This window comes from Pseudomonas sp. IAC-BECa141, assembly GCF_020544405.1.
Lineage (GTDB): Bacteria > Pseudomonadota > Gammaproteobacteria > Pseudomonadales > Pseudomonadaceae > Aquipseudomonas.
On the sequence record NZ_CP065410.1, the window covers coordinates 5475900 to 5502086 of the forward strand.

Below are 26187 nucleotides of genomic sequence, written 5' to 3' on the forward strand. Positions count from 1 at the left end.
TTCACCATGCCCCGCGCTGTCCTTGCGCTGCTGATGCTGGTCGCCCTGCCCGTCTGGGCGGCGGCACCGAAAGACCTGACCTGGTCGGAGATGATCCCGCCGGACGCGGCGCCCGAAGTGCCGAACATGACGCCGCTGCATGACCTGTCGAAGATGGGCGATGCGCTGTCGGCCGAGTCCGCACCAGCGGCGAAACAGGACATGCCCAACGCCCCCGTAGTGCAAAGCCTCGACGGCCAGAACATTCGCCTGCCGGGCTACATCGTGCCGCTGGAAGTCAGCGAAGAAGGTCGCACCACGGACTTCCTGCTGGTGCCGTATTTCGGCGCCTGCATCCACGTGCCGCCACCGCCGTCGAACCAGATCGTGCACGTGAAAAGCGAACTCGGCGTGAAGCTCGATGAGCTGTATCAGCCGTACTGGGTCGAAGGGCCGTTGCAGGTCAAACCTTCTACCAGCGAGCTGGCGGATGCCGGCTATCAGATGGATGCGGACAAGATTTACGTCTATGAGCTGCCGGAGTAAATCCGGTAATTCTGTACTGTTTGGCCCATTGTCTTCGCGAGCAAGCTCGCTCCCACAGTTGACCGAGCTCTAATGTGGGAGCGAGCTTGCTCGCGAAGGGGTCGGCAAAGGTTCCACAAAAAAACGCCCATCACTGTTTCATTGAGCTGAGTCAAAAGACCGTATCAGACGGATTCGTACCATAGGACATCAAACATTTTTAACGTCCTTTGGGAGCTTCCATGAACAAGTCCTTGCTCAGCGCCTCGCTGTTTGCCCTCGCGCTCGCAGCCCCGCTCGCCCACGCCCACGAAGCCGGCGACATCATCGTTCGCGCCGGTGCGATCACCGTCAACCCGAAGGCCGACAGCTCCAGCGTCAAGGTCGATCAGGGTCCGCTGAGCGGCGCCAACCTGGGCGGCAAGGCGACCATGAGCAGCGACACCCAACTGGGTCTGAACTTCGCCTACATGCTGACCAACAACATCGGTATCGAGCTGTTGGCCGCATCGCCCTTCGAGCATGACGTGAAGATCAAGGGCACCGCCCTGCCGGCCGCCAATGGCAAGCTCGGCACCCTGAAACACCTGCCGCCAACCCTGAGCGTCGTCTACTACCCGCTGGATGCGAAGTCGGCCTTCCAGCCGTACATCGGCGGCGGCATCAACTACACCTGGATCTACGACGAGCACGTCGGCAGCGAAGCCCAGTCCAACGGCTTCAGCAACTTCAAGGCGAAAAACTCCTGGGGCCTGGCCTGGCAGGTCGGCGCCGACTACATGCTGACTGACAACATCATGCTCAACGCCCAGGTGCGCTACATCGACATCGACACCCGCGCCACCGTCGAGAACAACGCCGTGGCTCCGGGCACCCGTGCACGGGTGAATGTGGACGTTGATCCCTTCATCTACATGGTTGGTCTAGGCTACAAGTTCTGAAGAACGTTCACGTGGTGGTGAATGAGGCTTGGTGGCGGGCAGCTCAGAACTGACGGCGATGTTACGCCATCGACCGGGGAGCAAGCTCCCTCGCTACAGGAAACAGGTTTGAAACCCGAATTCCGGCCGTGAAAAAGGCGCCTGTCAAAAGGCGCCTTTTTCATGTCTGCAAGAAGCTCAGCGGCCGAGCAGACGGGCCAGGCCGACGTTCATCGGCGTTGGTGTCGGGCAGTTGAATCGCTCAAGCAACCGGCGGTTGTTCGCCCGCGAATGGCGGATGTCACCGGAGCGCGCCGGGCCGTAGCTGACGGGCGGCAACTCGCCGACCACCGCTTCGAGCGCGGCCAGCATTTGCTTGAGATTGGTCGCCTGATTCCAGCCGACGTTCACCGCACCGACATCCACTTGCGGCTTTTCGATTGCCTGCACCAGCACATCGACCAGGTCTTCGACGTACATGAAATCCCGGGTCTGCTCGCCATCGCCGAATACGGTGATCGGCAGGCCTTTCTGCGCGCGCTCGCTGAAGATGCTGATCACCCCGGAGTACGGCGAGGACGGATCCTGGCGCGGACCGAAGATGTTGAAGAAACGGAAGATTGCCGGTTCCAGACCGTGCTGACGGCGGTAGAAATCGAAGTACTGCTCGCCGGCCAGTTTGTCCGATGCGTAAGGCGTCAACGGCGCCTTGGGCGTGTCTTCGTCAATCGACTCGCCTTCGCCATTGTTGCCGTAGACCGCTGCGCTGGAGGCATACAGCACACGTTTGACGCCGGCCTCGCGCATGGCTTCGCAGACGTTCAGCGTGCCGATGAAATTGCTCTGATGAGTCTTCACCGGATCATCCACCGACGCCTGCACCGATGCCACGGCAGCCAGGTGCGCGACTGCGCTGCAACCTTCCATCGCCCTGGCGACCAGCGCCGCATCGGCGACGTCGCCGACGATCAGCTCGACCCTGGGATTGTCCAGCGGCAGATTGCTGCGCTTGCCGGTCGACAGATCATCGAGGATCCGCACCGAATGGCCCTTGGCAAGCAGCGCGTCAGTCAGGTGCGAGCCGATGAAACCGGCACCGCCGGTGATTAAAACAGGGCCTTCAGCCATGACGATAAAACCTATCCAGTAAGCCCGGGAGCGCGGCACGCCAGGCGCGCGGCTTGATCCCGAAGGTGTGCAGAATTTTCTTGCAGGCAAGCACCGCGTGTTGCGGCTCTTCGGCAGCGTCCGGCCGCGCGGCGTGGGCCTGGGCGGTCGGGGATTCGATGGCCAGCGGGTGCAGGCTGCGCGCTTCGGTGAGAATCGCCTGGCCCAGCGCCAGCGGTGTGGTCGCCTCGTGGCCGGCGTAGTGGTAAGTGCCCCACAGCGGCGCGGCGCAATCGAGTTGTTTGAGCACCGAGATGATCACTCGAGCCGCATCGTCGACCGGGGTCGGATTGCCACGACGGTCATCGGCCAGCAGCAATTCTTCCGGCTGTTCGGCCCGGGCCAGGAAGCGCCCGAGGATGCCTTCCGGGCTGTCGTCGAGCAGCCAGCCGAAGCGCAGCAGCACGTGTTGCGGGCAAGTGGCCCGTACGCTTTGCTCAATTCGCCACAACGCCTGACCGCGCAGGCCCAACGGCACCGGCTCGTCCTTTTCGCTGTAGGCGGTGGCGCGGGAACCGTCGAACACCCGATAGCTGGAAGGCTGCACCAGCACAATGTTGTGGTGCTGGCACAGTTCGGCCAGTCGCTCGATGGCGCGTTCCTGCCCGGCCAGACGGGTTTCGCTGACGGTCTCGGCCTGGAACCAGTCGAAATAGTAGGCAAGGTTGATCAATGCATCGGGACGGGTGTCGTCGAGCAATTGGGTCAGGCTCGCGGCATCCCAGCCGTCTTCGGGCGGGCGGGGGGCGAGGAAACCGATGTCTTCCTCTGCACCGAGGCGAATCAGCGCCTGCCCAAGGGCATTTCCGCCGCCCAGTAACATAAGGCGCATTCGCATAGAGTCAGCAGGCCCAGTCTGATTGGAACGATGGCTTTGGCGACGATGCCTGTGGCAGCGTCGTCGATAATTGCCGGAATCGTTGCATTTTGCGGGTTTAGTGCGCAACCGTCACCCGTAAAGTGTAGATCCCGAGCGGTACTTGCAACTTCGCCCGCCCACCCGCATAACTGAAACCATGAATTTGCCCCTTCCCACGGACGCGGCGCTGGCAGGCTTTCACCCCGCCGTCAGCGCCTGGTTCAGCAGCACCTTCCCGACGGTGACGGCCGCCCAGGCCCGCGCATGGCCGTTGATCCGCCAGCGCCGCTCGACGCTGATCGCCGCGCCCACCGGCTCCGGCAAGACCCTCACCGCGTTCCTCGCCGTGCTCGACGATCTGGTCCACCGTGGCCTGGAAACCCCGGACGGTCTGCCGGACGAAACCCTGGTGGTCTACGTTTCGCCGCTCAAGGCGCTGTCCAACGACATCCGCATCAACCTGCAGAACCCGCTGGCCGGAATTACCGAGCAGTTGCGCCAAATGGATCTGCCGCCGCTGGAAATCACCACCGCCGTGCGCACCGGCGACACCCCGCAGAAAGAGCGCGCCGCCATGCGCAAGAGCGCGCCGCACATTCTGGTGACCACCCCGGAATCGCTCTACGTGCTGCTGGGTTCGGATTCGGGGCGAAAGATGCTCGGCACCACGCGCACGGTGATCGTCGATGAAATCCATGCCATCGCAGCCGGTAAACGAGGCAGCCACCTGGCCTTGAGCCTCGAACGCTTGCAGGCCCTGTGCGCCGAACCGCTGACCCGCATCGGCCTGTCGGCCACGCAAAAACCGATCGATGCGGTCGCACGATTTCTGGTCGGCCATGACCGCCCCTGCGAAATCATCGACATCGGCCACGCGCGCCCACGGGATCTGGGCATCGAAGTGCCGCCGGTGCCATTGTCGGCCGTGATGGCCAATGATGTCTGGGAACTGGTTTATGACCGCCTCGCCACACTGGCTCGTGAACACCGCACCACGCTGATTTTCGTCAACACCCGGCGCCTGGCCGAACGCCTGAGCCGGCACCTCAGCGAACGCCTCGGCAAACAGGCGGTGGCCGCGCACCACGGCAGTCTGGCCAAGGAGTTTCGCCTCGATGCGGAACAGCGGCTCAAGCGCGGCGAGCTGCAAGTACTGATCGCCACCGCGTCGCTGGAACTGGGGATCGACATCGGCGAAGTCGACCTTGTCTGTCAGATCGCCTCACCGCGTTCGATTGCCGGTTTTCTGCAGCGAGTCGGCCGCTCCGGACACCAGGTCGGCGGCACGCCCAAGGGGCGCCTGTTTGCCACCACCCGTGACGATTTGATCGAGTGCGCCGCCCTGCTCGACTGCGTGCGCCGGGGTGAACTCGATACGCTGCACATCCCCGAAGCACCGCTGGATGTGCTGGCGCAGCAGATCATCGCCGAGGTCAGTTGCCAGGAATGGGCCGAGGACGATTTGCTTGCGCTGTTGCGCCGGGCCGAGCCCTACGCCCGCCTCGACGAAAAACATTATCAGGCGCTGCTGGCGATGCTCGCCGAGGGCTACAACGGCCGTCAGGGCATGCGCAGCGCCTACCTGCACCACGACGCCGTCAGCCGAACCCTGCGCGGACGACGCGGCGCCCGGCTGACCGCCGTCACCAGCGGCGGCACCATCCCCGACAACGCCGACTACAGCGTATTGCTCGAACCCCAGAGCCTGAACATCGGCAGCGTCAACGAAGACTTCGCCGTGGAGAGCATCGCCGGCGACGTGTTCCAGCTCGGCAACGCCTCCTATCGCATCCTGCGGGTGGAAACCGGCAAGGTACGGGTCGAGGACGCCCAGGGTCAGCCGCCGACCATTCCGTTCTGGCTCGGCGAAGCACCGGGGCGCAGCGATGAATTGTCGGTGGCCGTGGCACGCCTGCACGCGCAGCTCGATCAATTGCTCAGTGCCAGCCCCGGCAATCTGCAACCGGCCCTCGACTGGCTGACCGACACCCTCGGCCTGAACCTGGCCAGTGCCGAACAGCTGGTCGATTACCTGGCCCGTGCCCGCCTCGCCCTCGGCGCCTTACCGTCGCGAGACACGCTGCTGATGGAACGGTTTTTCGACGAGTCCGGCGGCACCCAACTGATCATCCATTCGCCGTTCGGCAGCCGTATCAATCGCGCCTGGGGCCTGGCCTTGCGCAAGCGCTTCTGCCGCACCTTCAACTTCGAATTGCAGGCCGCCGCCAGCGAAGACGCGATCGTGCTGTCGCTATCCACCAGCCACAGTTTCGAACTTGACGAGGTCTGGCGTTACCTGCACAGCAACAGCGCCGAGCACATCCTGATTCAGGCGGTACTGGATGCGCCGCTGTTCGGTGTGCGCTGGCGCTGGAATGCCGGGGTGGCGCTGGCCCTGCCGCGCTACACGGGCGGGCGCAAAGTCGCGCCACAATTGCAGCGGATGAAAAGCGAAGACCTGATCGCCAGTGTGTTTCCCGATCAGATCGCCTGCCTGGAAAACCTCGCCGGCGAACGGGAAATCCCCGCGCATCCGCTGGTGGAACAGACCCTCGACGATTGCCTGCATGAAGCGATGGACAGTGAAGGCTGGCTCGAACTCCTGCGGCGCATGGAGCGCGGCGAAGTGCGCTTGATCGCCCGCGACCTGCCGGCGCCCTCGCCGCTGGCGGCGGAAATCCTCAGCGCCCGGCCCTACACCTTTCTCGACGATGCGCCGCTGGAAGAACGTCGCACCCAGGCCGTGCTCAACCGCCGCTGGAGCGATCCGCAATCCACCGATGACCTCGGCGCACTGGACGCCGATGCGATCGAAGCCGTGCGCGAAGAGGCGTGGCCGACGCCAGACAGCGCCGATGAAATGCACGAAACATTGATGAGCCTGGCCTGCATCAGCGACCGCGAAGTCGAGGCCAATCCGCCGTGGCGCGGTTGGCTGAATGCTCTGGCCGATACCGGGCGAGCCTGCCAGTTGCAGATCAATCCCAAGCATTCACTGTGGCTGGCGAGAGAACGCCTGACGTGTCTGCAAGCGCTTTATCCACAGGCGCAATCGGCACTCCCCGCATTACCCGGTTTCGACAAAGCATGGACGGCCGATGACGCACTGGTCGAAGTGATCCGCGCGCGGCTCGGCGCATTCGGTCCTTTACCACTGGCGGCGATTGCCAAGCCGCTGGCCTTGATGCCGGCCTCTGTTCATCAAGCCCTCGCTCGACTGGAGCACGAGGGTTATGTGCTGCGGGGCCATTTCACGCCGGGATCGACCGTTGAGGAGTGGTGCGAACGACACCTGCTGGCACGCATTCACCGCTACACGGTCAAGCGTCTGCGCCGGGAAATCGAGCCGGTGGCGTTGCAGGATTTCACGCGGTTTCTGTTCGACTGGCAGCATTTATCCGCGTCCACTCGGGGTCAGGGCAGCACCGTGTTGCCGGCGATTGTCGGTCAGTTCGAAGGCTATCCGGCTGCCGCATCGGCGTGGGATAGCGACATCCTTCCAGCGCGGCTCAAGGACTATTCACCGAGCTGGCTGGACGATCTGTGCCGCAGCGGCAAACTGGTATGGACGCGCCTCAGCGCCCGGCAAAACATCAGCGGCACGGCATTGCGCAGCACACCGATCGTGTTGCTGCCGCGCAGTCAGGTCGGCTTGTGGAGTGCACTGGCCGAACAGACGCCGCTCAGCGAACTGTCGCCCAAGACCCGAAAGGTTTTCGACGCGCTGAGCCAGCACGGCGCGCTGTTCTTCGATGAGCTGATTCATGAAGCGCACCTGCTGCGCACCGAACTGGAAATCGCCTTGCAGGAACTGGTCGGCGCCGGTCTGGTGAATGCCGACAGTTTTGCCGGGTTGCGGGCACTGATCACCCCGGCGAGCAAGCGCCAGCAGCGCAGCAGTCGACGTGGACGGGGGGCGTTTGTCGGTGGCATGGACGATGCCGGGCGCTGGGCGCTATTGCGTCGCGGGCCGGTTGTGGAAAACCGTCAAACAGCGTCGCCCGAAACCCTCGAGCACGTCGCCATGACCTTGTTGCGGCGCTATGGCGTGGTGTTCTGGCGCCTGCTGGAGCGCGAGGCCGACTGGTTGCCGAGCTGGCGCGAACTGCTGCGTACATTCCATCGACTGGAAGCACGGGGCGAGATTCGTGGCGGGCGGTTTGTCAGCGGTCTGGCGGGCGAGCAATTCGCCCTGCCCGAGGCGATTCCCCTGCTGCGCGAAGTCCGCCGTCGCCCACATGACGGCAGCCTGGTCGCGGTGTGCGGCGTCGACCCGCTGAACCTCGCCGGCACCTTGCTGCCCGGGGCGAAAGTACCGGCGCTGGCGAGCAATCGGCTGGTGTATCGCGACGGGTTGCCGGTCGCTGCCGAGGTCGCGGGCAAGCAGCAGTTCTGGGTGGAGCTGGACTTCGCCGCCATGAACGAAATCCGCAACAAGCTGACCCGTCACTGAGTGCGGGCCTGCTCCGGCAACACCACCGATGACTGCGCCGCAGCCACCTCTTCCTCCTGGCGCTTGGGCAACAAAACCTGCTGTGGATAAGTCTGCGCGAAATGCACCCAAGGGCTGTTATCCACAAGCTTTTTCAAACGCTGGTTGAACGCGCGGCTCACCGCGTATTGCCCGCCCGACACCGTGCGGAATTGCGCAGTCAGCACCACGCCGTTCAGGTCCATTTTGTCCACGCCGAACACATCCAGCGGCCCTTGCAGGTTGTACTTGAGGAACGGGTCTTCGCGGATCGAATCCCCCGCCTCGCGGATCAGCTCGATGGCCTTGTCGACATCGGTGTCATAGGTGAACTGCACCGAGAAGAACGCGAACGCAAACTGCCGCGATTGATTGGTCACCGCCTTGATCTGACCGAACGGCACCGAATGCACGAAGCCCTTGCCGTCGCGCAGGCGCAGGGTGCGAATGGTCAGGCCTTCGACCGTGCCGGCGTGCCCGGAATCGAGCACCACCCAATCGCCGATCGACAGGGTGTCTTCGATGATGATGAACAGCCCGGTGATGACGTCCTGCACCAGTTGCTGCGAGCCGAAACCGATAGCCAGGCCGACCACCCCGGCGCCGGCCAGCAGTGGCGCGACGTTGATCCCGAGATTGGCCATGGTGGTGATCGCGCAGATCACCACCAGGATGATTTTGATCGCGTTGCGCAGCAGCGGCAGGATGGTTTTCACCCGGGTGCTGGGCTGGCGCGCCGAGCGCTTGCTGACCGGTGGTTTCAGCGCTTCCTGAATCGCCGTGTCGAGCACCACCCACAGCAGCCATGTCACGAGGAAGATCAGGCCGATGCTGCTCAGGGCATTGCTGATCGCCCGACCGACCGTGCTGCTCTGCGCGAAGTCGAGCAGCGACACACCCCAGATCCGCCCGAGAATGTCGATGAACACAATCGCGATGACGATCCGCAGCAAGGCGTGCAACAGGCTGAGAAAGCGTTCCTTGTAGGCGCTGCTACGCTGGATCGCCTCGGCCTTGCGCGACTTGAACAGATGCTGGAGGACGGTGCTGAGAAACACCGTCCCGATCAACAGCACGGTGGTGAACAACGCGCAGCGCAGGGCTTTCTGGTTGTCCTCGCCGATGCCGATCAGATTGACCGCCGAGACCAGCACCATCAGCACGATCGGCCAGTACCAGAGCCCGGAAAAAATCCGCAGCGACTCCTGCAGCGACGGCTGTTTCAAGCGCTGGGCCAGCGAGCGATTGCGGATCAGGTGCGCCACCGGCCGACGCAGGCGAATCACCAGCAGACCGAAGATGATCGATGCCAGCAGACCGGTGAACACCGCGATGCTGCTGGTGATGTTGCCGCCCAGTTGCCGGGCGATCTGCGGGCTGGTGAGCGCGTCACTCAATGCGGCGAGAAAGCCGATCAGGAACAGCGGCTTCGGGCAGTAGTCGCGGATGATCTGCACGGCGCGACGTTTGTGGCCGACGTTGAACATCATCACCACGCACAACAGCATCGACGTGGAAAATATCCCGCTGCTGGTGGCATAGGCTAGACACAGCGCCAGCGCCCGGCCGATCGAGGCCGACAGAAAATGGCTGACGTACAGGGTCAACGGCAGGCAGATCAGCGCGGGCAACGTGTAGGGCAACAGGTAACCGAGCAGGTCCTGACTGCGTTGCCGGGTGCGCAACCAACGCCCTTCCTGCAGACGCTTGGCCAGCAGGCTGCCGAGCACCGTCAATACGGCAAACGTGCCCAGCCAAACGCCGGAGAGCATCAGGAAATCTCCCGCCACGCCCCAGCCGGAGCGGTTCGAAGGTTGATTGACCAGCCTGTCGACTTCATCTGCCGCCCGGTCGGCGCGCAGGCGCCAGGCGTCGACCAGATGCTCGTTGAGATCGAGTTTGTCCTGCACGTCGTCGATGCTGGAACTGATGGCGCCGAGCAGTCCGCCCTGCACGATCGGTTCCGGTTTGGCCGGCTCTTCACTGGTCGCCGGAACACCCGGCAGGCTGGCGGCTTGCACTGCATTGCCGCCGAACAACAGCAATGTCCCCAATAGAATCGCGATCCTGAACCTGGTCAAAACGCAGAGCTCCCTTGGTTGAACCTGTAAAGAACTGATCGGTTTTGGCCCGGCAAGTTCGGTTTTGATCGTTCCCCCGCCCACTCCCCTTCACTGATCGTCCCCAAGCTCCGCGTGGAAATACAGCGAGAGGCGCTCCGCGTCTCAAAGAGCGGACGCAGAGCGTCCACAGAGGCATTCCCACGCAGAGCGTGGGAACGAACACCTTTAGGGGGATATTTGCGTCGCGCGCAAATATCAAATGCCCCTCCCTGTATTTTTCCACCCCCACCAAACCCCGACACTGCGCTCCATTCAATCCCCCACCGGAGTGCCGTCATGCCCATTGCCCTGCTCGCGCTGACTCTCAGCGCTTTCGCCATCGGGACGACCGAGTTCGTCATCGTTGGCCTGCTTCCCACCATCGGCGCCGATCTCGGCGTCAGTCTGCCGTCCGCCGGTCTGCTGGTCAGTCTCTACGCTCTGGGCGTAGCCATCGGTGCGCCGGTGCTGACCGCCCTCACCGGCAAGGTCCCGCGCAAACTGTTGCTGCTGTCGCTGATGGTGCTGTTCACCCTCGGCAATCTGCTGGCCTGGCTGGCGCCGAGTTATGAATCGCTGGTGCTGGCGCGGATCGTCACCGGTCTGGCCCACGGCGTGTTCTTCTCCATCGGTTCGACCATCGCCACCAGCCTGGTCCCCAAGGAAAAAGCCGCCAGTGCGATCGCGATCATGTTCACCGGCCTGACCGTGGCGCTGGTCACCGGCGTGCCGCTGGGCACGTTCATCGGTCAGCATTTCGGCTGGCGTGAAACCTTCCTCGCGGTATCGGCACTTGGCGTCATCGCGTTCATTGGCAGCCTGCTGTATGTGCCGAACAACATCGCCCACAGCAAACCCGCATCACTGTTGCAGCAATTGCAGGTGCTCAAGCAACCGCGCCTGTTGCTGGTGTACGCCATGACCGCCATCGGTTACGGCGGCTCGTTCATCGCCTTCACGTTCCTGGCGCCGATCCTTCAGGACATCTCCGGTTTCAGCGCCAGCACCGTCAGCCTGGTGTTGCTGGTGTATGGCGTGTCAGTGGCGGTCGGCAACATCTGGGGTGGCAAACTGGCGGACAAACGCGGGCCGATCAGCGCGCTGAAAATCATCTTTGCCCTGCTCGCCGCCGTGCTGTTCGCGCTCACCTTCACCGCCGGCAATCCCTGGCTGGCGCTGGCCACCGTGCTGGTCTGGGGCGCAGTCGCCTTCGGCAACGTGCCGGGCTTGCAGGTGTATGTGGTGCGTCAGGCTGAACATCACACACCGCACGCGGTGGATGTGGCATCGGGCCTGAACATCGCCGCGTTCAACCTCGGAATTGCCGGCGGTGCGTGGGGTGGCGGCTTGATCGTCGAACACATCGGCCTGATCCATACGGCGTGGATCGGCGGCCTGGTGGTGCTGGGGGCATTGGCTCTGACGGCGTTGAGCGGACGCCTCGATCGCCTGGGCCCGGTGTACGCCGAACCGGCAGAAGGCTCGGCCCGGATCGTCACCGGGCACTGATCCGGCACAGCCCGACCGTCCGTAATCCCGTCGAAACTTTCCCGAACCGCCCACAGTCATCCACAGACAGAGGCCGTATGGGGACTTTCGACGGGAGGGCGGCATGGCAACGATTCATATCGGTATTTCAGGCTGGCGTTACGCCCCGTGGCGCGGGGACTTTTACCCGAAGGGGCTGGCGCACAAATGCGAATTGCAGTTCGCCTCACGGGCGGTCAACAGCATCGAAATAAACGGTTCGTTCTACGCCCTGCAACGGCCCGAACGCTACGCCCAGTGGTACGCCGAAACACCGGATGACTTCGTGTTCAGCATCAAGGCGCCGCGCTTCATCACCCACATTCGCCGCCTGCGCGATATCGAAAAACCCCTGGCCAATTTCTTCGCCTCCGGGGTGCTGGAACTGAAGGAAAAGTTCGGCCCGATCCTCTGGCAATTCCCGCCCAACTTCACGTTCGACCCCGAACGTTTCGAAGCCTTTCTCGACCAGTTGCCCCACGACACCCAGGCGGCCGCCGAGCTCGCCCGCCAGCACGATTCGCACCTGCACGGCCACGCGAGCATGAAGGCTTACAGCAAAAAACCGCTGCGCCATGCCGTGGAAATCCGCAACGACAGTTTCATCGACCCCGACTTCGTGCGTTTGCTCAAACGCTACAACACCGCGCTGGTGATCGCCGACACCGCCGGGAAATGGCCGTACCGCGAAGACCTCACCAGCGATTTCGTCTACCTGCGCCTGCACGGTGCCGAGGAGCTTTACGCCAGCGGTTACACCGACGCCGCGCTGCAACGCTGGGCCGAGCGGATCGACGCCTGGCACCATGGCCGGCAACCGGACGACGCCCATTTGATCGCGCCGCGTCTGAAACCTCGGGCCCGTAAATCCCGTGAGGTTTTCTGCTACTTCGACAACGACATCAAGGTCCGCGCGCCTTTCAATGCCCGCAGCCTGTTGCAGCGTTTCGATCTGGATAAAAACCTCGAAACCATGCCAGGTGAGCCGGCCGCCGAAGGAGTACTCGCATGAGCATTCCCGAGCCGGTCGGCTTCACCGACGAACAGACCACAGTCATCAACACGGTACGCCGTTTCACCGTGCTGACGGTCAACACCCACAAGGGTTTCACCGCACTGAACCGGCGTTTCATCCTGCCGGAATTGCGCGAAGCGGTGCGCAGCGTGTCCGCCGATGTGGTGTTTCTTCAGGAAGTCCACGGCACCCACGAGCATCACCCCAAACGCTACGCAAACTGGCCGACGATGCCGCAGTACGAGTTTCTCGCCGACAGTCTCTGGCCGCAGTTCGCCTACGGGCGCAACGCGGTGTATCCGGACGGCGATCACGGCAATGCCGTGCTGTCGAAATTCCAGATCGTGCGCCATGACAATCTCGACGTTTCGATCAGCGGCCATGAAAACCGGGGGTTGCTGCACTGTGTGCTGCGCCTGCCGGAAGACGACCGTGAAGTGCATGCGATCTGTGTCCATCTGGGCCTGCGCGAAAGCCATCGCAACGATCAGTTGCGCCTGCTGCGAGAGCGCCTGGCCGAGCTGCCTGATGACGCGCCGGTGATCGTCGCCGGCGATTTCAACGACTGGCGCCAGCGCGCCGATGCCTTGCTTGAACCCTGTGGCCTGCGTGAAGTGTTTGCGGCGCATCACGGCAAACCGGCGCGCAGTTTCCCCGCCCGCATGCCGTTGCTGCGCCTGGACAGGATCTATGTGCGCAACCTCAAGGCCAGTCAGCCAAAAGTGCTGGCGAACCGTCCCTGGTCACACCTTTCCGACCACGCACCACTATCGGTGGAGATTGAACTATGAGCAGTGCACCGTTGGAGAAATCCGCCGTGGAGCCGGTCAGCATCACCCCGCCCGTACGCGAGCCGGGCACCGTCGATGTCGAGTATCGCTGGCAGGGCAACAACCGCGTCGAGCTGCTGGAAAACGGCGAGGAATTTTTCCCCCGGGTGTTCGAAGCGATGCGCGCGGCGAAAAGCGAAATCCTGCTGGAGACCTTCATCGTCTTCGAAGACAAGGTCGGCAAGGAGTTGCAGGAAATTCTTATCGATGCCGCCCGGCGCGGCGTGCGCACCACCGTCAGCCTCGACGGCTTCGGTTGTGGCGAACTGAGCGCCGGTTATCTGACCGCGTTGAGCGATGCTGGCGTGCATCTGCAGATCTTCGATCCGGCCCCCAAGCATTTGGGGATTCGCACCAACTGGTTCCGGCGGTTGCATCGCAAGATCGTGGTGGTCGACGGGTTGGTCGCGTTCATTGGCGGGATCAATTTTTCCGGCGATCACCTGGCCGATTTCGGCCCCGAAGCGAAGCAGGATTATTCGGTAGAAGTTCAGGGCCCGGCGGTGACCGACATCCATCATTTCGCCCTGCTGCAAAGCGGCCGACCGGGACGCGCAAGGTTTTGGTGGCAACGGCGTCGGCAGCGTCGCGCGGAAATGGCGTTCGATGATCACGACGGCCAGGTGCGTCTGGTGTTCCGCGACAACGACCAGCACAACACCGATATCGAAGACGTCTATTTGCAGGTGCTGCGCCGCGCCCAACGGCGGGTGGTGATCGCCAACGCCTACTTCTTTCCCGGCTATCGCCTGCTGCGCGAGATCCGCAACGCAGCCCGGCGCGGGGTCGAGGTGCGGCTGATTCTGCAGGGACAGCCGGACATGCTGGTGGCCAAACTCGCCGCGCGCATGACCTACGACTACCTGCTCAAGGCCGGTGTGCAGATTCATGAATATTGCGAGCGGCCGCTGCACGGCAAAGTGGCGCTGGTGGATGAAGAATGGAGCACCGTCGGCTCAAGCAATCTCGACCCGTTGAGCCTGTCGCTGAACCTGGAAGCCAACGTGCTGATTCGCGACCGAGCCTTCAATCGTCTGCTGTTCGAACGCCTCGAAGACCTCAGCCACAACCACTGCAAGGCGATGGACGCCACGAAGTCGCCACGCGGGCGAATCTGGCACATGACCGTGGGCTTTCTGGTGTTTCACTTCCTGCGGCATTTCCCGGCCATGGCCGGCTGGCTGCCGGCACACAAGCCACGACTCAAACCCTTTTTCCAGGCCTCCGGGAGGGATCCTTCATGAGCCATTCCGAAGCCCACGCGGCGGTGCATCCGGCACCGGCGGGCAAGTCCCGCTGGAGTCGCTGGAAACGTCCGCTGACCCTGCTGTTTTTTCTTGCGCTGATCGTCCTGCTGACGATGTTCGCCAGCCGTATCGAATGGGCCGAGGTGCTGCAAACCCTCGCCGACTTCAAGGTGCGCACGCTGATCATCGCCTCCAGCCTGACCTTGCTGAGCTTTCTGGTGTACGCCAGTTTCGACCTGATCGGCCGCACCTACATTCGCCAGGACTTGACCTGGAAACAGATCCTGCCGGTGGGCGTCATCAGCTATGCGTTCAACCTCAACTTGAGCGCATGGGTCGGCGGGATTGCCATGCGCTATCGGCTGTATTCGCGGCTCGGGGTGAGCAAAAGCAACATCGCCAAGATCCTCGGCCTGAGCCTGGCGACCAACTGGTTCGGCTACATGACCATCGCTGGCGTGGTGTTTGCCAGCGGGCTGGTACGCATGCCGCCGGGCTGGAAAGTCAGCAGCGGCGCGTTGCAGGGCATTGGTGTGTTGCTGCTGTTGGTGAGCGCCGGTTATCTGATCGCCTGCCAGTTTTCCCGGCGGCGCGAGTGGTCGATTCGCGGGGTGGAAATCAATCTGCCGTCGCTGCGCATGGCGGTTCTGCAATTGCTGCTCGGGGCGCTGAACTGGTCGCTGATGGCAGCGGTGATTTTCACGTTGCTGCCGAGCAAGCTCGATTACCCGTTGGTGCTCGGGGTGCTGCTGATCAGCGCGATTGCCGGGGTCATCACCCACATTCCCGCCGGGCTCGGCGTGCTCGAAGCAGTGTTCGTGGCGCTGCTGCAACACGAGGCTTCGCGCGGCAGTCTGGTGGCCGGGTTGCTGGCCTATCGGGCGATCTATTTCCTGCTGCCGCTGCTGATCACCGTGCTGATGTACCTGGTGGTGGAAGCCAAGGCCAAGGCGTTGCGGATCGAGAAGAAGCCGTCCTGATTTTTTATGGCTGGTGGCCCCTTCGCGAGCAAGCCCGCTCCCACAGGCGCAATGCATTCAAAATGTGGGAGCGCGCTTGCCCGTGAAGGCGTCCGAAGAAACACCACAAATCATGTGGACTGAATGATGCTCAACCGCTCGCCCACCACCATTTCGGTGATCCAGTCGACGAGAATCGAGGTGTAGGCCTGCTGCGAGGTCGGATCGCTCAGGGCGTGGTCGGCGCCGTCGATGATGCGGTGGGTCAGCGAGTGAGTCTGCTGGCACGCGGCGCGATAACTCATGATCGTCGCGTGAGGCACATAGTCGTCGGTTTCCGATTGCACCAGCAGCACGTCCCCGGTGAATTGCGAGCAGGCGTGCAAGGCGCGGTTGCTGTCGGCACGCACCAGCGTACCGCGATAATCGCGCAGGTCGGCCTTGTCCAGATCGCGCTTGGGCGTGTGCCATTGTTCGTCTCGATACAGCGCCGGCACTCGCAGCGCCAGCCAGCGCACCGGCCGCAGCGAGGTCAGGATCGAGGCGAGATAACCGCCGTAGCTGGTGCCAACCACCGCGATGGCCGAGGTGTCCAGCGCCGGATGGGCGAGCAGCCGGTCGTAGGCCGCCATCAAGTCACGCAGGTTGTCTTCGCGGGTGACCCGGCTCAGCGGAATGCCGGTGCCGCCAGTGTGCCCGCGCAAGTCGAACGTCAGGCACACGCAGCCCAGGCCGGCGATGCCTTTGGCCCGTTCCAGATCGCGCTCCTGACTGCCACCCCAGCCGTGCACGAACAATACGCCGGGGACTTTCGATTTGGGACTGAGGAACGTCCCGCTCATCTGTTCATCATCAATGTCGATTTGAATGCTTTCGCTTCTAGCCGTCATAGGATTTGACCGTTACGTATTTGAGGAGAAAGTCGCTGTTCTCGGCCGGGCCGCGATACACCTCGATGGCATCCGCCGGCAGGGCCTGATCGGTATAGGTTTCCACCGACGACACGCGGATCGCGCGCATCGAGGGGTCGTTGACGAAGCTTTGCAGCGCCGCCACTTCCGCGCTGCTGGCACCGCCCATGCGCCAGGACTGTTCGAGCACGCCGCTGCGCGGTCGGCCTTCACTGTCCAGGCCTTGGGCGATGTCGTAATTGCGCCGCGAAGCGTAGAAGCGCGGATAGGCTTCGTCCGCCGCCCGGTCGAACACCTGCGCCTGCCGGATCGCCAGACGCACGTCGTCAGCCAGATCCAGCTTTAGTAAGTCCTCATAGCCACCCTGTACCACCAGCAGGTTCGAGCCGCCGTACACCTCTTCGCCGTGGGCGTCCCTGGTCAAGTATTGATCACCGCAGTAACTCAACACCTTGTCGCCGATGAACGACTGCCCAACGCTGTGGGTGGTTACCTGACTCAAGTCCTGCTCGAGTACCACGCCATCGCTGAACAGTTTTTCAGCGTCAGGTCGGGCGAGAATTTCGTCGAACGCATCCAGGCTCTTGATCACTTCCTGTCCGCGCCCTGCACAGGCGTGAATCGGCTTGAGACGGATCGGCCCGCTGTACAAAAGATGTTCGGCGGCGGGCCGCGCATCTTCCAGCGCAAAGACGCTGAGCCCGTCCAGCACCACGGTGCGCACCCGCTCGGAAAACAGCGGCGACCAGCCTTGCGGTGCATGAGCCTGATGGCTGCGCAAACCGTGGCTGATGGCTTTGGTGCAAATAAAATCGTGCTCGACGAAACCGCCCCACAAATCGTCCGGGCTGCTCACGCCCAGTTCGCGAGCCGCCGCGCCGACGAGGGTCTGGGTCGGCAGCAGATAAATATCCCGGCCGCGATGTTTTTCGGCGTCGTAACTGCCGCCAAACTTCAGGCCGATGATCTGCGCCAGCCATCGCGCGAGGGCCTTGTTGGTCTGCACTTCATGTTGTGGCGCACCGGGCCGAATCGAATGGGCGACGACCACTTTCCTGCGGGATGTCGGGGTCATGCGTCCCCCTTCCAACGGCGATTTGAATGTAGGTCAGAGGGTGCAGAGATCAGGCCAACGGGCGCTCAGTGGAAACATCCCGTTAATCAGCCACTTGGACACCCCGTGCTGGCACCGCGCCTGTTTCAATCTGCACGACGGCTCTGTCGGCTCCGGCATTTTGCACGACAGGCGGGTTTACTTCGCGACGGTCGGCGGCGGGCTGACGCCGAATCGGGTGCGGTATTCACTCGGCGCCAGCCCGGTGATTTTCTTGAACGTCGCGCGAAAAGCTCCCGGGTCCTGATAACCCACCGTCCAGGCAATATGGTCGATGGTGCCATTGGTGAACTCGAGCATTTCCCGAGCCTTGCCGACCCGCAGATGCTGACAGTATTCGGTGGGTTTAAGACCGGTCGCCGCACGAAACCGCCGCAGAAAAGTGCGCTCCTCCAGACCTGCGCGTTCGGCCATCGCCGTCAGTGAGACATCGGTCGCGCCATTGCCTTGCAGCCAGTGCTGAACCTTGAGAATCGCGCCGTCGCCGTGATTGAGAATCGGCGCAAAATTGCTTCCGCACTCGCTTGCGCTGTCGCTGTGCTCCACCACCAGAAACCGCGCAGTGCTGCTGGCGATGCTCGGCCCGAGCAAGCGGTCCACCAGCCGCAAGCCAAGCTCGGACCAGGCCATCAGCCCTGCCGTGGTAATCAGGTCACCATCGTCGACAATCGGCGTGTCGGCCTTGAGCCTGATGTTGGGGTAACACTCGGCGAAGGCCTTGGCCGACGTCCAGTGCGTGGTCGCGCTGCGACCGTCGAGCAAGCCGCTTTCGGCCAGCAACCACGAGCCCACACAGACCCCACCGAGTGTCGCGCCCCGCGCATGTTGCTCACGTAACCAGGGGATCAGACCGGCCGGCATCTGTGCAGCGGAAAAACCGGCGATGGACGGTGGGATCAGTACCGCCAGCAAACCGTTTTCGGCACCGGGAAGGCTGTCGTAAACGCGCACGGGGGGCTGATCACCGTCGACCTGCCAATGACTGATCCGCAGCAGTGGCAGCTGTGCCGCCTGATGCTCGGCAGCGATCCGGTTGGCCACCCCGAACAGATCGGTCAGGCCATGTACCGCCGCCATTTGCGCGCCGGGATAGATCAGCACGCCGAGCTCCGCGACGATCCTTTCAGCAGCCATTGTCAGTTTTCCCCTGTGTATTGTCGGTGCGGCCAATCCTCGAAAACGTGGCCAGCACCAATACTGAATCCACACCTACCCATAACGTCGAGGACACACCCATGGCCAAGCAAGCGCTCATCGTAGTCGATATCCAGAACGACTACTTCCCCCAAGGCAAGTGGCCGCTGGCCGGCGCCGACGCCGCCGCCGACAACGCCGCCCGGTTGATCGCGGCATTCCGCGAGGCCGGCGATTCGGTGGTGCACATCCGCCACGAATTCACCTCGCCCGAGGCGCCGTTTTTCACACCCGGCTCCGAAGGCGCGAAACTGCATCCGAAAGTGCTCAACCGCGCCGACGAGCCGGTAGTGCTCAAGCATTTCGTCAACTCGTTCCGCGAAACCGAACTGCAATCGATCCTCGAAGAACAAGGCATCAAGGAGCTGGTGGTGGTCGGCAGCATGAGCCATATGTGCGTCGACGGCATCACCCGTGCGGCGGCAGATCTGGGTTACACCGTCACGGTAATCCACGACGCCTGCGCCACCCGAGACCTGGAATTCAACGGCCTGACCGTGCCTGCCGCCCATGTGCATGCGGCGTTCATGTCGGCGCTGGGGTTTGCCTATGCCAGCGTGGTGTCCACCGACGAGTTCCTCGCCGCCAGCCGCTGAGCCCTGCGCGGACACACCCGGAAAAACCTGCGCCCGCCTCGTTGCGGGCGCTTTTGTTTGTGTGTCACAAAAATCTCACGCGTGAGCCATTGATGGCATTTTGATTTGGCTGTAGTGTCGCTCACGCGTGAGATGTTCATAACGGAGTCATCGCCATGAAAAGCCGCTCCCCCGCCACCAAGTCAGAGAGCCCAAAGGGAGTGCGCTCGACACCGTCCGCGAAAAAACCGTCGAGCTTCTACATGAAGCAGATGCGCGCGGGCCTGGCTGCCGCCGGTTATGTGAAACACGAAACTTGGGTGCTTCCGGAAAACCGGAGCTTGCTCAAGCAAATGGAGCAACAGCTACGCCAACCGATTCTGGCTGGCTCTTTCATGTCGGAGAATTACATGAGCGCAGGCAACAACTGGAACATCGATAGCCTCTACAACGCTTTCAAGGCGCTGGACGAGGTGGCTTCGCAAGAGATCACGCTGTCTCTGATCCAGAGCTCCGAACCCAGCCTCAAGCTGGAAATGAACGAATTCGGCGGTCTGCCGATTCACATCGCCCTCGCCGGTCAGCAGATCATCGTCGACACCGTGCTGGTGGACATCGATTCGATCACCGACGTGCGCGCTTTCAACGACGCCGTGCTGCGCAGCCGGGAAATGTTCCCGCTGTCGTCGATCGGCATCGAGACCATGCCCAACGGCCAGACCGTCTACAACATGTTTGGTGCACTGAGTGCCGATTCGAGCCTGACCAACGTGGTCACCGAGGTGAAAACCCTGGTCGACAACGTGCAGCGCGCCAGCGAAGCCTTCGAACACTTCTTCAAGTAATCAACAGGGAATATCCAATGACTCAGTCCATCTGGAGCAAGTTGTTCACCGCGCTGCGCGGCGGCGCCAACGAAGTCGGCGAAGCGATCGCCGACCAACAGGCCCTGCGCATCCTCGATCAGGAAATCCGTGACGCCGACAGCGCGCTGTCCAACGCCCGTCGCGAACTGGTCACCATCATGGCCAAGCACAAACTGTCTGCCGACCGCGTGAGCGAGTACGAAGCCAAGATCAAGGACCTGGAAGCCAAGGCCGTTTCCGCCCTGAACGCCGGCCGTGAAGATCTGGCACTGGAAGTGGCCGAAGCCATCTCGACCCTGACCAACGACCTGGGCGTCGAGAAAAAACAGAGCGACGAGTTCGGCACCTACGCCGACAACATGCGCAAGGACATCAACAAGGCCGAAGCGCGGATCAAGAGCCTGCGCCAGCAAGTGGACATGGCCAAGGCCCGTGAAAGCGTGCAGAAGGCTCAGGTCAGCGCTTCGATCGCCAGCGGCGGCGCCAACGGCAAACTGGAAACCGCTGTCGGCACCCTTAACCGTCTGCAAGCCAAGCAGCAGCAACGCGCGGCCGAGCTGAGTGCTGCCGACGAACTGGCCGATGCTTCGACCGGCAACGACCTGGATCGCAAGCTGCGCGAAGCCGGCATCACGCCGAACGAAGGCAGCGCCAACGCCATCCTCGAGCGTCTGAAGCAGAAGTCCGCCCAGTAACGGCGGCAAGAAAAAAGAAGGGCACCGGGTGCCCTTCTTTTTTGCCTGCCGGTTTGTCACGACGCCGGTACACTAGCGGCGTTTTGCCAACGAATACCTCCACCCGCTTCAAGGAATGTACCCATGGGATGGTTCAAAGATTTGCTCGGCACCAGCAACTGGCAGTCGGCCGCACCGGCGTCCAGGTCTGCCGGCGGCCCGCTCGGACTGGTGCAGGGCAAGGCGATCCGCTTCGACACGACCCTCGGCCTGTTGCTGGAGGGCAGCACCTCGGTACGGGTTCCCGACGCCCAGGCCATCTGGAGCGCCGGCTGGATCGACCTCGGTCAGTCGAACAAACTGCATCGCTACTACCTGAACGATGAAGAATTCTGGGTACAGGTCCATGTCACCGGTGACGACCAGATCGAGTCGGTGACGCTGTTCAATTACGTCAGCTATGTGACGGTCAACAGTAACGCCGAACTGCAGCGTCTGGCCGGCCCGAACAGCCTGATCGGCCTGCCGACCTATCGCCATGAAGGTGTCGAATACACCCGTGAATGGGGCACCGAACGCGGCCAGACCGAACTGGTGCCGCTCACCGAACAGGTGATCAACCCCGACGAGTCCTACACCATCAACCATCACTCGATGCTCTACGCCCGGGAAACCGGCCTGACCGATCGCCGCGAGCTCTTGCTGTTCTCCGTCGAGCAGGACGAAGAAGGCACGGTCAGCCTGAGCACTTCGCTGGGCATCTCGCTGTACACCACCGACTTGAGCACTATTTAAAAGGAAGTTTTCCATGCTGGAAGCGTTGTCCATTTCCCTGAACAAAGCCGCACTGGTCGGTTTCGTCGCCTACCTGATCGGCGCCGTGCTGCTGTTCATGCTGTTTCAGTTCGTCTACACCCGCGTCACGCCGCACAAGGAATTCGAGCTGATCCGTTCCGGCAACGTTGCCGCCGCCATCGCTCTGTCCGGCGCAATCATTGGCTTCGCGATTCCGGCGAGCAACGTGATCGCTCACTCGATCAACGTCCTCGACTTCGTCCTCTGGGCGGTGATCGCGGCGGTGGTGCAATTGCTGGCCTTCCTGGCGACCGGGCTGGTGCTCAAGGGCACGTCCCAGCGTATTGCCAACGGTGAAATCGCCTCGGGCATTTATGTGGCGGCGGTGGCGATCAGCGTCGGTATGCTCAACGCCGCATGCATGACCCCGTCCTACTGATCGGCAGGAAGCCTGAGATGAAACGAAGCAAGTACGTTCAACTGTCGCTGGCCGCTTCGGTGGCCCTGGCGATTTCCGGTGAAGTGGCCGCCCAGGAACAGCAACGCAACTTCCAGAGCGTCGAACAATGCGTCGACGCCGAAGTGGCACCGGATGTCTGCTCGAACGCCTATGTCGCAGCCCTGGCCGAGCACCGCCGTATTTCCCCGGCCTACGACGACAAGGCTGCCTGCGACGCGGACTTTGCCGCCGACTGGTGTCAGAAAAATTCCGCCGGCCGTTTCGTGCCGAAACTCGGCGGCTTCAAGGTGCCGCAGGACGGTGAGCCGGCGCAGAACCTCGATGCGATCGCCAATGCCCAGATGCCCGCCGGCGACGCCGCCGCCGTGCAGAGCAATCAGACCAGCACTTCGCACTCGTCCAGCGGTGCAGGCAACGGCTGGCTCACCGGATGGCTGATCGGCAATGCCATGAGCAACAACCGCGCGAGCGACTCGCGGCCGGTTTACCGTGAGCGCAATACCCGCCAGACCTACGACACCTCGACGCTGAACCGCCGCATCGAATCGGCGCCGAGCCGCAGCCAGCGGGACTACGACAGCGATTACCGCAAACCGGTCAACGTCGCTGCGTCCACCTCCCGTGGCGGCTTCGGCAGCCAGTCCAGCGCACGCAGTGGTTGGGGCGGCTGGGGCCGTTCGAGCAGCTGACCATGAAGAAGATCCACTGCGCCGAGCGCCACGACTGGAAGCAGACCGCCGAAAGCCTCGGCTTTCTGTTTCATACCATCGACGACGAGCCGTACTGGGACGAGAGCGCCTACTACCAGTTCACGCTCGCGCAGATCGAGAACGATCTGGAGGATCCAACCACCGAGCTGCACGAGATGTGCATGGACCTGGTCGACCGCGTCGTGCACAGCGAAGAACTGCTGGATCGTCTGAGCATTCCGACGCCGTACTACGACATGATCCGAACGTCCTGGCTGGAAGGTCATCCGCATCTGTACGGGCGCATGGACTTCTCCTACAGCGGCAACGGCCCGGCGAAGCTGCTCGAACTCAACTACGACACGCCCACCAGCCTTTATGAGGCGTCGGCGTTCCAGTGGGGCTGGCTGGAGCAATGCATCGAGCGCGGGCTGCTGCCGCGCCATGCCGACCAGTTCAACAGCATCGACACCCGTCTGCACGAAGCCTTTGCCCAACTGAAACTCACGCGGCCGTTTTACTTCGCCTCGATGAAAGACTCGGTGGAAGACAAAGGCACCACGGATTATCTGCGGCTGATCGCAGAGAAAGTCGGCATCGAATCGCGGCATATCGACATCGAAGACATCGGCCTGAGCGCTGACGGTCGTTTCGTGGATCTTGAGGATCGCTGGATCCCGCACCTGTTCAAACTGCACGCCTGGGAATTCATCTTCCACGAGCCGTTCGGCGCGGCGATTGCCGGGTGCGACACCCAGTTTTTTGAACCGGCGTGGAAGTCGATCCTCTCCAACAAGGGCGCCCTGCCCCTGCTATGGGAGTTGCACAAGGGCCATCCGAATCTGCTGGCCGCGCACCTCGACCCGAATCCGGGCAGCGCGGTGCCCAAGGGCTGGGTGCGCAAACCGTACTTCTCCCGGGAAGGCGCCAACATCGAGTTGCAGACCGCCGAAGGTCTGATCGTCAAAGAGGATGGGCCCTACACCGATGCGCCCTTCATCCTGCAGGAATTTGCCCCATTGCCGAAGTTCGACGACAGCTACACGTTGATTGGCTCATGGGTGATCGGCGATCAGGCGGCGGGGATTGGTGTGCGGGAAGACAACAGCCTGATCACCAAGGATTCGAGCCGGTTTCTGCCACATCTGATTCTCGATTGAAAAACCTGCGCGCATGAAAAAGGCCCGTCGCATTCAGCGACGGGCCTTTTTTGTCTGGAGCGGACTCAGCAGCGAATCAGAACGGAATGTCGTCATCGAAGCTGTCGAAATCCGGAGCCGGTTGCGGTGCAGCCTGCTGCGGAGCCGGGGCCGGACGCTGCTGAGGTGCCGACTGCTGCGGACGCGGAGCCTGTTGGCGTGGCGCCTGCTGCTGATAATTGTTGCCACCGCCTTGTTGGTCGCCCTGTTGTGGACGGCCGCCGAGCAGTTGCATGGTACCTTGCATGTCGACCACGATTTCGGTGGTGTAACGTTTGATACCGTCTTTTTCCCACTCACGGGTCTGCAGCTTGCCTTCGATGTAAACCTGCGAACCCTTGCGCAGGTATTCGCCAGCGATCTCGGCAACCTTGCCGAACATCGATACGCGGTGCCACTCGGTCTTCTCGACCTTCTGACCGGTCTGCTTGTCGGTCCACTGCTCGCTGGTCGCCAGACTCAGGTTGGTCACGGCGTTACCGTTGGGCAGGTAGCGTACTTCGGGATCCTGGCCGCAAGTACCGACCAGAATGACTTTGTTAACCCCACGGGCCATAACGTTCTCCTAGGCTTCGCACGCAGTCTGCGCCGGGTTGTTCACCAGGCGTTCGAGAGTGGTGCGATCCATTAATTCGGTGTCCAGTTTGATGTAGATCGCCGCTTCATCAGCAACTATCACTGCATCAGTTACCCCTACGAGGGCCTTGAGACGCTCGACCAGACCCGCTTCGCGGATCGCTTCGGGCGACAGCGGCAGGCGCAGGCTCGTCACGTAGGGAGGTTCGCGCATGGTAACAGCAAAGGCCAGCCAAAGTGCAGCCAGCCCGGCACATCCGAGGAACACAACCGACAGACCGCCATGCTGGAACATCCAGCCGCCGAGAATCCCGCCGAGTGCCGAACCGAGGAACTGACTGGTGGAATACACGCCCATGGCCGTGCCCTTGCCACCCGCCGGTGAAACCTTGCTGATCAGCGACGGCAGCGAAGCTTCCAGCAGATTGAACGCAGTGAAGAACACCACCGTCCCGATCACCAGAGCCCGCAGGCTGTCGCCGAATTGCCAGAAGAATAGCTCAGTGAGCATCAGCGTCATCACGGCGCCGAGCAAAACTCGTTTCATTTTGCGTTTCTTCTCGCCGAAGATAATGAACGGGATCATGGCGAAGAAAGAGATCAGCAAGGCTGTGAGGTAGACCCACCAGTGCTGTTCCTTGGGCAGACCGGCCTTTTCGACCAGCGCCAGGGGCAGAGCGACGAAGCTCGACATCAACATCGCATGTAACACAAAAATGCCCAGATCCAGCCGCAGCAGGTCCGGGTGCTTGAGCGTCGGCATCAGCGCCTGGCGCGCAACACCGGACTCGCGATGACTCAGCGGCCCGGTGGATTTCGGCACCATGAACATCACGATCACGATGCCGAGCAGCGCCATGCCGCCGGTGGCAAGGAACAGGCCGGACAGGCCGAACGCACGGGTGAGCAGCGGGCCGACCACCATCGCCACGGCGAACGACAGGCCGATGGTCATGCCGATCATGGCCATGGCCTTGGTGCGGTGCTGTTCACGGGTGAGATCGGAAAGCAGCGCCATGACCGCGGCGGAAATAGCACCGGCGCCTTGCAGGATCCGCCCGGCAATCACGCCCCAGATCGAATCGGCCTGAGCCGCCAGCACGCTGCCGAGGGCAAAGACGATCAGCCCGAGGTAAATCACCGGACGCCGGCCGATGCGGTCGGAAATGATCCCGAACGGAATCTGGAAAATCGCCTGGGTCAGGCCGTAAGCGCCGATCGCCAGCCCGATCAGGGCCGGGGTCGCTCCCGCCAGATCCATGCCGTAGGTGGCCAGTACCGGCAACACCATGAACATGCCAAGCATACGGAAGGCGAACACCAGGGCCAGACCGCTCGCCGCGCGGGTCTCGCTGCCACTCATGCGTTCGCTGTGGGGATCGTGCATGGAAAAACCTCGTGTGAACCGGCGGCGATTCTACCAGTCCCATCGAGAGACGGGGTATATCGCGACGCTTTGACGCGTACAGATGAAACTCTCTTCATGTAAGGCAAAATCCCTTCACTTGATAGTGTGCATCCATCCAGTATTTG

General features: G+C 62.3%; 23 protein-coding genes. 15 read left to right on the top strand and 8 right to left on the bottom strand.

Translation table 11 applies throughout. The annotated features are described in order from the left end of the window. The first annotated feature begins 6 nt into the window (after positions 1-6). On the top strand, positions 7-525 hold the full coding sequence (locus I5961_RS25105) for a DUF3299 domain-containing protein (protein ID WP_227233674.1): 519 nt from the start codon (positions 7-9) through the stop codon (positions 523-525). 221 nt (positions 526-746) lie between these two features. Continuing rightward, positions 747-1445, top strand: a complete 699-nt coding sequence (locus I5961_RS25110; protein ID WP_085697657.1) for an OmpW/AlkL family protein — start codon at positions 747-749, stop codon at positions 1443-1445. A 177-nt stretch (positions 1446-1622) separates the two neighbouring features. On the opposite strand, the gene I5961_RS25115 is transcribed toward I5961_RS25110, so the two are convergent. Together I5961_RS25115 and I5961_RS25120 are read right to left on the bottom strand one after the other, a co-directional pair. Beyond that, the gene (locus I5961_RS25115; RefSeq protein WP_085697658.1) at positions 1623-2552 is read right to left on the bottom strand and encodes an NAD-dependent epimerase/dehydratase family protein; all 930 of its coding nucleotides are present in this window, start codon (positions 2550-2552) and stop codon (positions 1623-1625) included. Beyond that, positions 2545-3429 carry a sugar nucleotide-binding protein gene (locus I5961_RS25120; RefSeq protein ID WP_085697659.1) on the bottom strand — a complete coding sequence of 295 codons (885 nt, stop codon included), beginning with the start codon at positions 3427-3429 and terminating at the stop codon, positions 2545-2547. Before I5961_RS25120 ends, I5961_RS25115 begins: the two co-directional genes overlap by 8 nt. A gap of 178 nt (positions 3430-3607) precedes the next feature. Between I5961_RS25120 and I5961_RS25125 the strand changes: the two genes are divergently transcribed. Further along, on the top strand, positions 3608-7903 hold the full coding sequence (locus tag I5961_RS25125; RefSeq protein WP_227233676.1) for a DEAD/DEAH box helicase: 4296 nt from the start codon (positions 3608-3610) through the stop codon (positions 7901-7903). Here the strand turns inward: I5961_RS25125 and I5961_RS25130 are convergent. Further along, on the bottom strand, positions 7897-10002 hold the full coding sequence (locus I5961_RS25130; protein WP_227233678.1) for a mechanosensitive ion channel family protein: 2106 nt from the start codon (positions 10000-10002) through the stop codon (positions 7897-7899). The genes I5961_RS25125 and I5961_RS25130 overlap by 7 nt on opposite strands. Before the next feature lie 318 nt (positions 10003-10320). Between I5961_RS25130 and I5961_RS25135 the strand changes: the two genes are divergently transcribed. From I5961_RS25135 to I5961_RS25155, 5 genes are all read left to right on the top strand, one after another. Next, positions 10321-11532 (top strand): MFS transporter, encoded by a 1212-nt coding sequence (locus tag I5961_RS25135; RefSeq protein WP_227233679.1) that lies wholly within the window; start codon positions 10321-10323, stop codon positions 11530-11532. A 103-nt stretch (positions 11533-11635) separates the two neighbouring features. After that, on the top strand, positions 11636-12562 hold the full coding sequence (locus I5961_RS25140) for a DUF72 domain-containing protein (RefSeq protein ID WP_227233681.1): 927 nt from the start codon (positions 11636-11638) through the stop codon (positions 12560-12562). After that, complete coding sequence (locus I5961_RS25145) at positions 12559-13356, top strand: endonuclease/exonuclease/phosphatase family protein (RefSeq protein WP_085697664.1); 798 nt, start codon at positions 12559-12561, stop codon at positions 13354-13356. The genes I5961_RS25140 and I5961_RS25145 overlap by 4 nt, the downstream gene beginning before the upstream one ends. Then, the gene (clsB, locus tag I5961_RS25150; protein WP_085697665.1) at positions 13353-14639 is read left to right on the top strand and encodes a cardiolipin synthase ClsB; all 1287 of its coding nucleotides are present in this window, start codon (positions 13353-13355) and stop codon (positions 14637-14639) included. Before I5961_RS25145 ends, clsB begins: the two co-directional genes overlap by 4 nt. Further along, the gene (locus I5961_RS25155) at positions 14636-15622 is read left to right on the top strand and encodes a lysylphosphatidylglycerol synthase domain-containing protein (protein WP_085697666.1); all 987 of its coding nucleotides are present in this window, start codon (positions 14636-14638) and stop codon (positions 15620-15622) included. The genes clsB and I5961_RS25155 overlap by 4 nt, the downstream gene beginning before the upstream one ends. Before the next feature lie 110 nt (positions 15623-15732). Here the strand turns inward: I5961_RS25155 and I5961_RS25160 are convergent, their stop codons facing one another. The 3 genes from I5961_RS25160 to I5961_RS25170 form a co-directional block, all read right to left on the bottom strand. Then, on the bottom strand, positions 15733-16491 hold the full coding sequence (locus tag I5961_RS25160; RefSeq protein ID WP_085688042.1) for an alpha/beta hydrolase family protein: 759 nt from the start codon (positions 16489-16491) through the stop codon (positions 15733-15735). Beyond that, positions 16481-17587 carry a DUF3182 family protein gene (locus I5961_RS25165; RefSeq protein ID WP_227233682.1) on the bottom strand — a complete coding sequence of 369 codons (1107 nt, stop codon included), beginning with the start codon at positions 17585-17587 and terminating at the stop codon, positions 16481-16483. Before I5961_RS25165 ends, I5961_RS25160 begins: the two co-directional genes overlap by 11 nt. A 177-nt stretch (positions 17588-17764) precedes the next feature. After that, positions 17765-18760 carry a GlxA family transcriptional regulator gene (locus I5961_RS25170; RefSeq protein WP_227233683.1) on the bottom strand — a complete coding sequence of 332 codons (996 nt, stop codon included), beginning with the start codon at positions 18758-18760 and terminating at the stop codon, positions 17765-17767. 101 nt (positions 18761-18861) lie between these two features. On the opposite strand from I5961_RS25170, the gene I5961_RS25175 reads away from it, so the two are divergent. The 7 genes from I5961_RS25175 (at position 18862) to I5961_RS25205 (ending at position 24039) form a co-directional block, all read left to right on the top strand. After that, a complete protein-coding gene (locus tag I5961_RS25175; protein WP_085705122.1) occupies positions 18862-19416 on the top strand; it encodes a cysteine hydrolase family protein in 555 nt (184 codons plus the stop codon). Positions 19417-19571: 155 nt separating this feature from the next. Continuing rightward, on the top strand, positions 19572-20240 hold the full coding sequence (locus tag I5961_RS25180; protein ID WP_007955624.1) for a YjfI family protein: 669 nt from the start codon (positions 19572-19574) through the stop codon (positions 20238-20240). Positions 20241-20257: 17 nt separating this feature from the next. Further along, on the top strand, positions 20258-20956 hold the full coding sequence (locus I5961_RS25185; protein ID WP_007955625.1) for a PspA/IM30 family protein: 699 nt from the start codon (positions 20258-20260) through the stop codon (positions 20954-20956). Between the two features lie 123 nt (positions 20957-21079). Further along, entirely contained in the window at positions 21080-21730 is a 651-nt protein-coding gene (locus tag I5961_RS25190) for a DUF2491 family protein (protein WP_227233685.1), read from the top strand. Between the two features lie 13 nt (positions 21731-21743). Next, complete coding sequence (locus I5961_RS25195) at positions 21744-22169, top strand: DUF350 domain-containing protein (RefSeq protein ID WP_085697671.1); 426 nt, start codon at positions 21744-21746, stop codon at positions 22167-22169. Between the two features lie 17 nt (positions 22170-22186). Next, positions 22187-22879, top strand: coding sequence for a DUF1190 domain-containing protein (locus I5961_RS25200; protein ID WP_227233686.1), 693 nt, complete (start codon positions 22187-22189; stop codon positions 22877-22879). A gap of 2 nt (positions 22880-22881) precedes the next feature. Beyond that, a complete protein-coding gene (locus I5961_RS25205) occupies positions 22882-24039 on the top strand; it encodes a glutathionylspermidine synthase family protein (RefSeq protein WP_085697673.1) in 1158 nt (385 codons plus the stop codon). Positions 24040-24115: 76 nt separating this feature from the next. On the opposite strand, the gene I5961_RS25210 is transcribed toward I5961_RS25205, so the two are convergent. Next, a complete protein-coding gene (locus I5961_RS25210) occupies positions 24116-24634 on the bottom strand; it encodes a single-stranded DNA-binding protein (protein WP_007966163.1) in 519 nt (172 codons plus the stop codon). 9 nt (positions 24635-24643) lie between these two features. After that, positions 24644-26041, bottom strand: a complete 1398-nt coding sequence (locus tag I5961_RS25215; protein ID WP_227233688.1) for an MFS transporter — start codon at positions 26039-26041, stop codon at positions 24644-24646. Between the last annotated feature and the right edge of the window lie 146 nt (positions 26042-26187).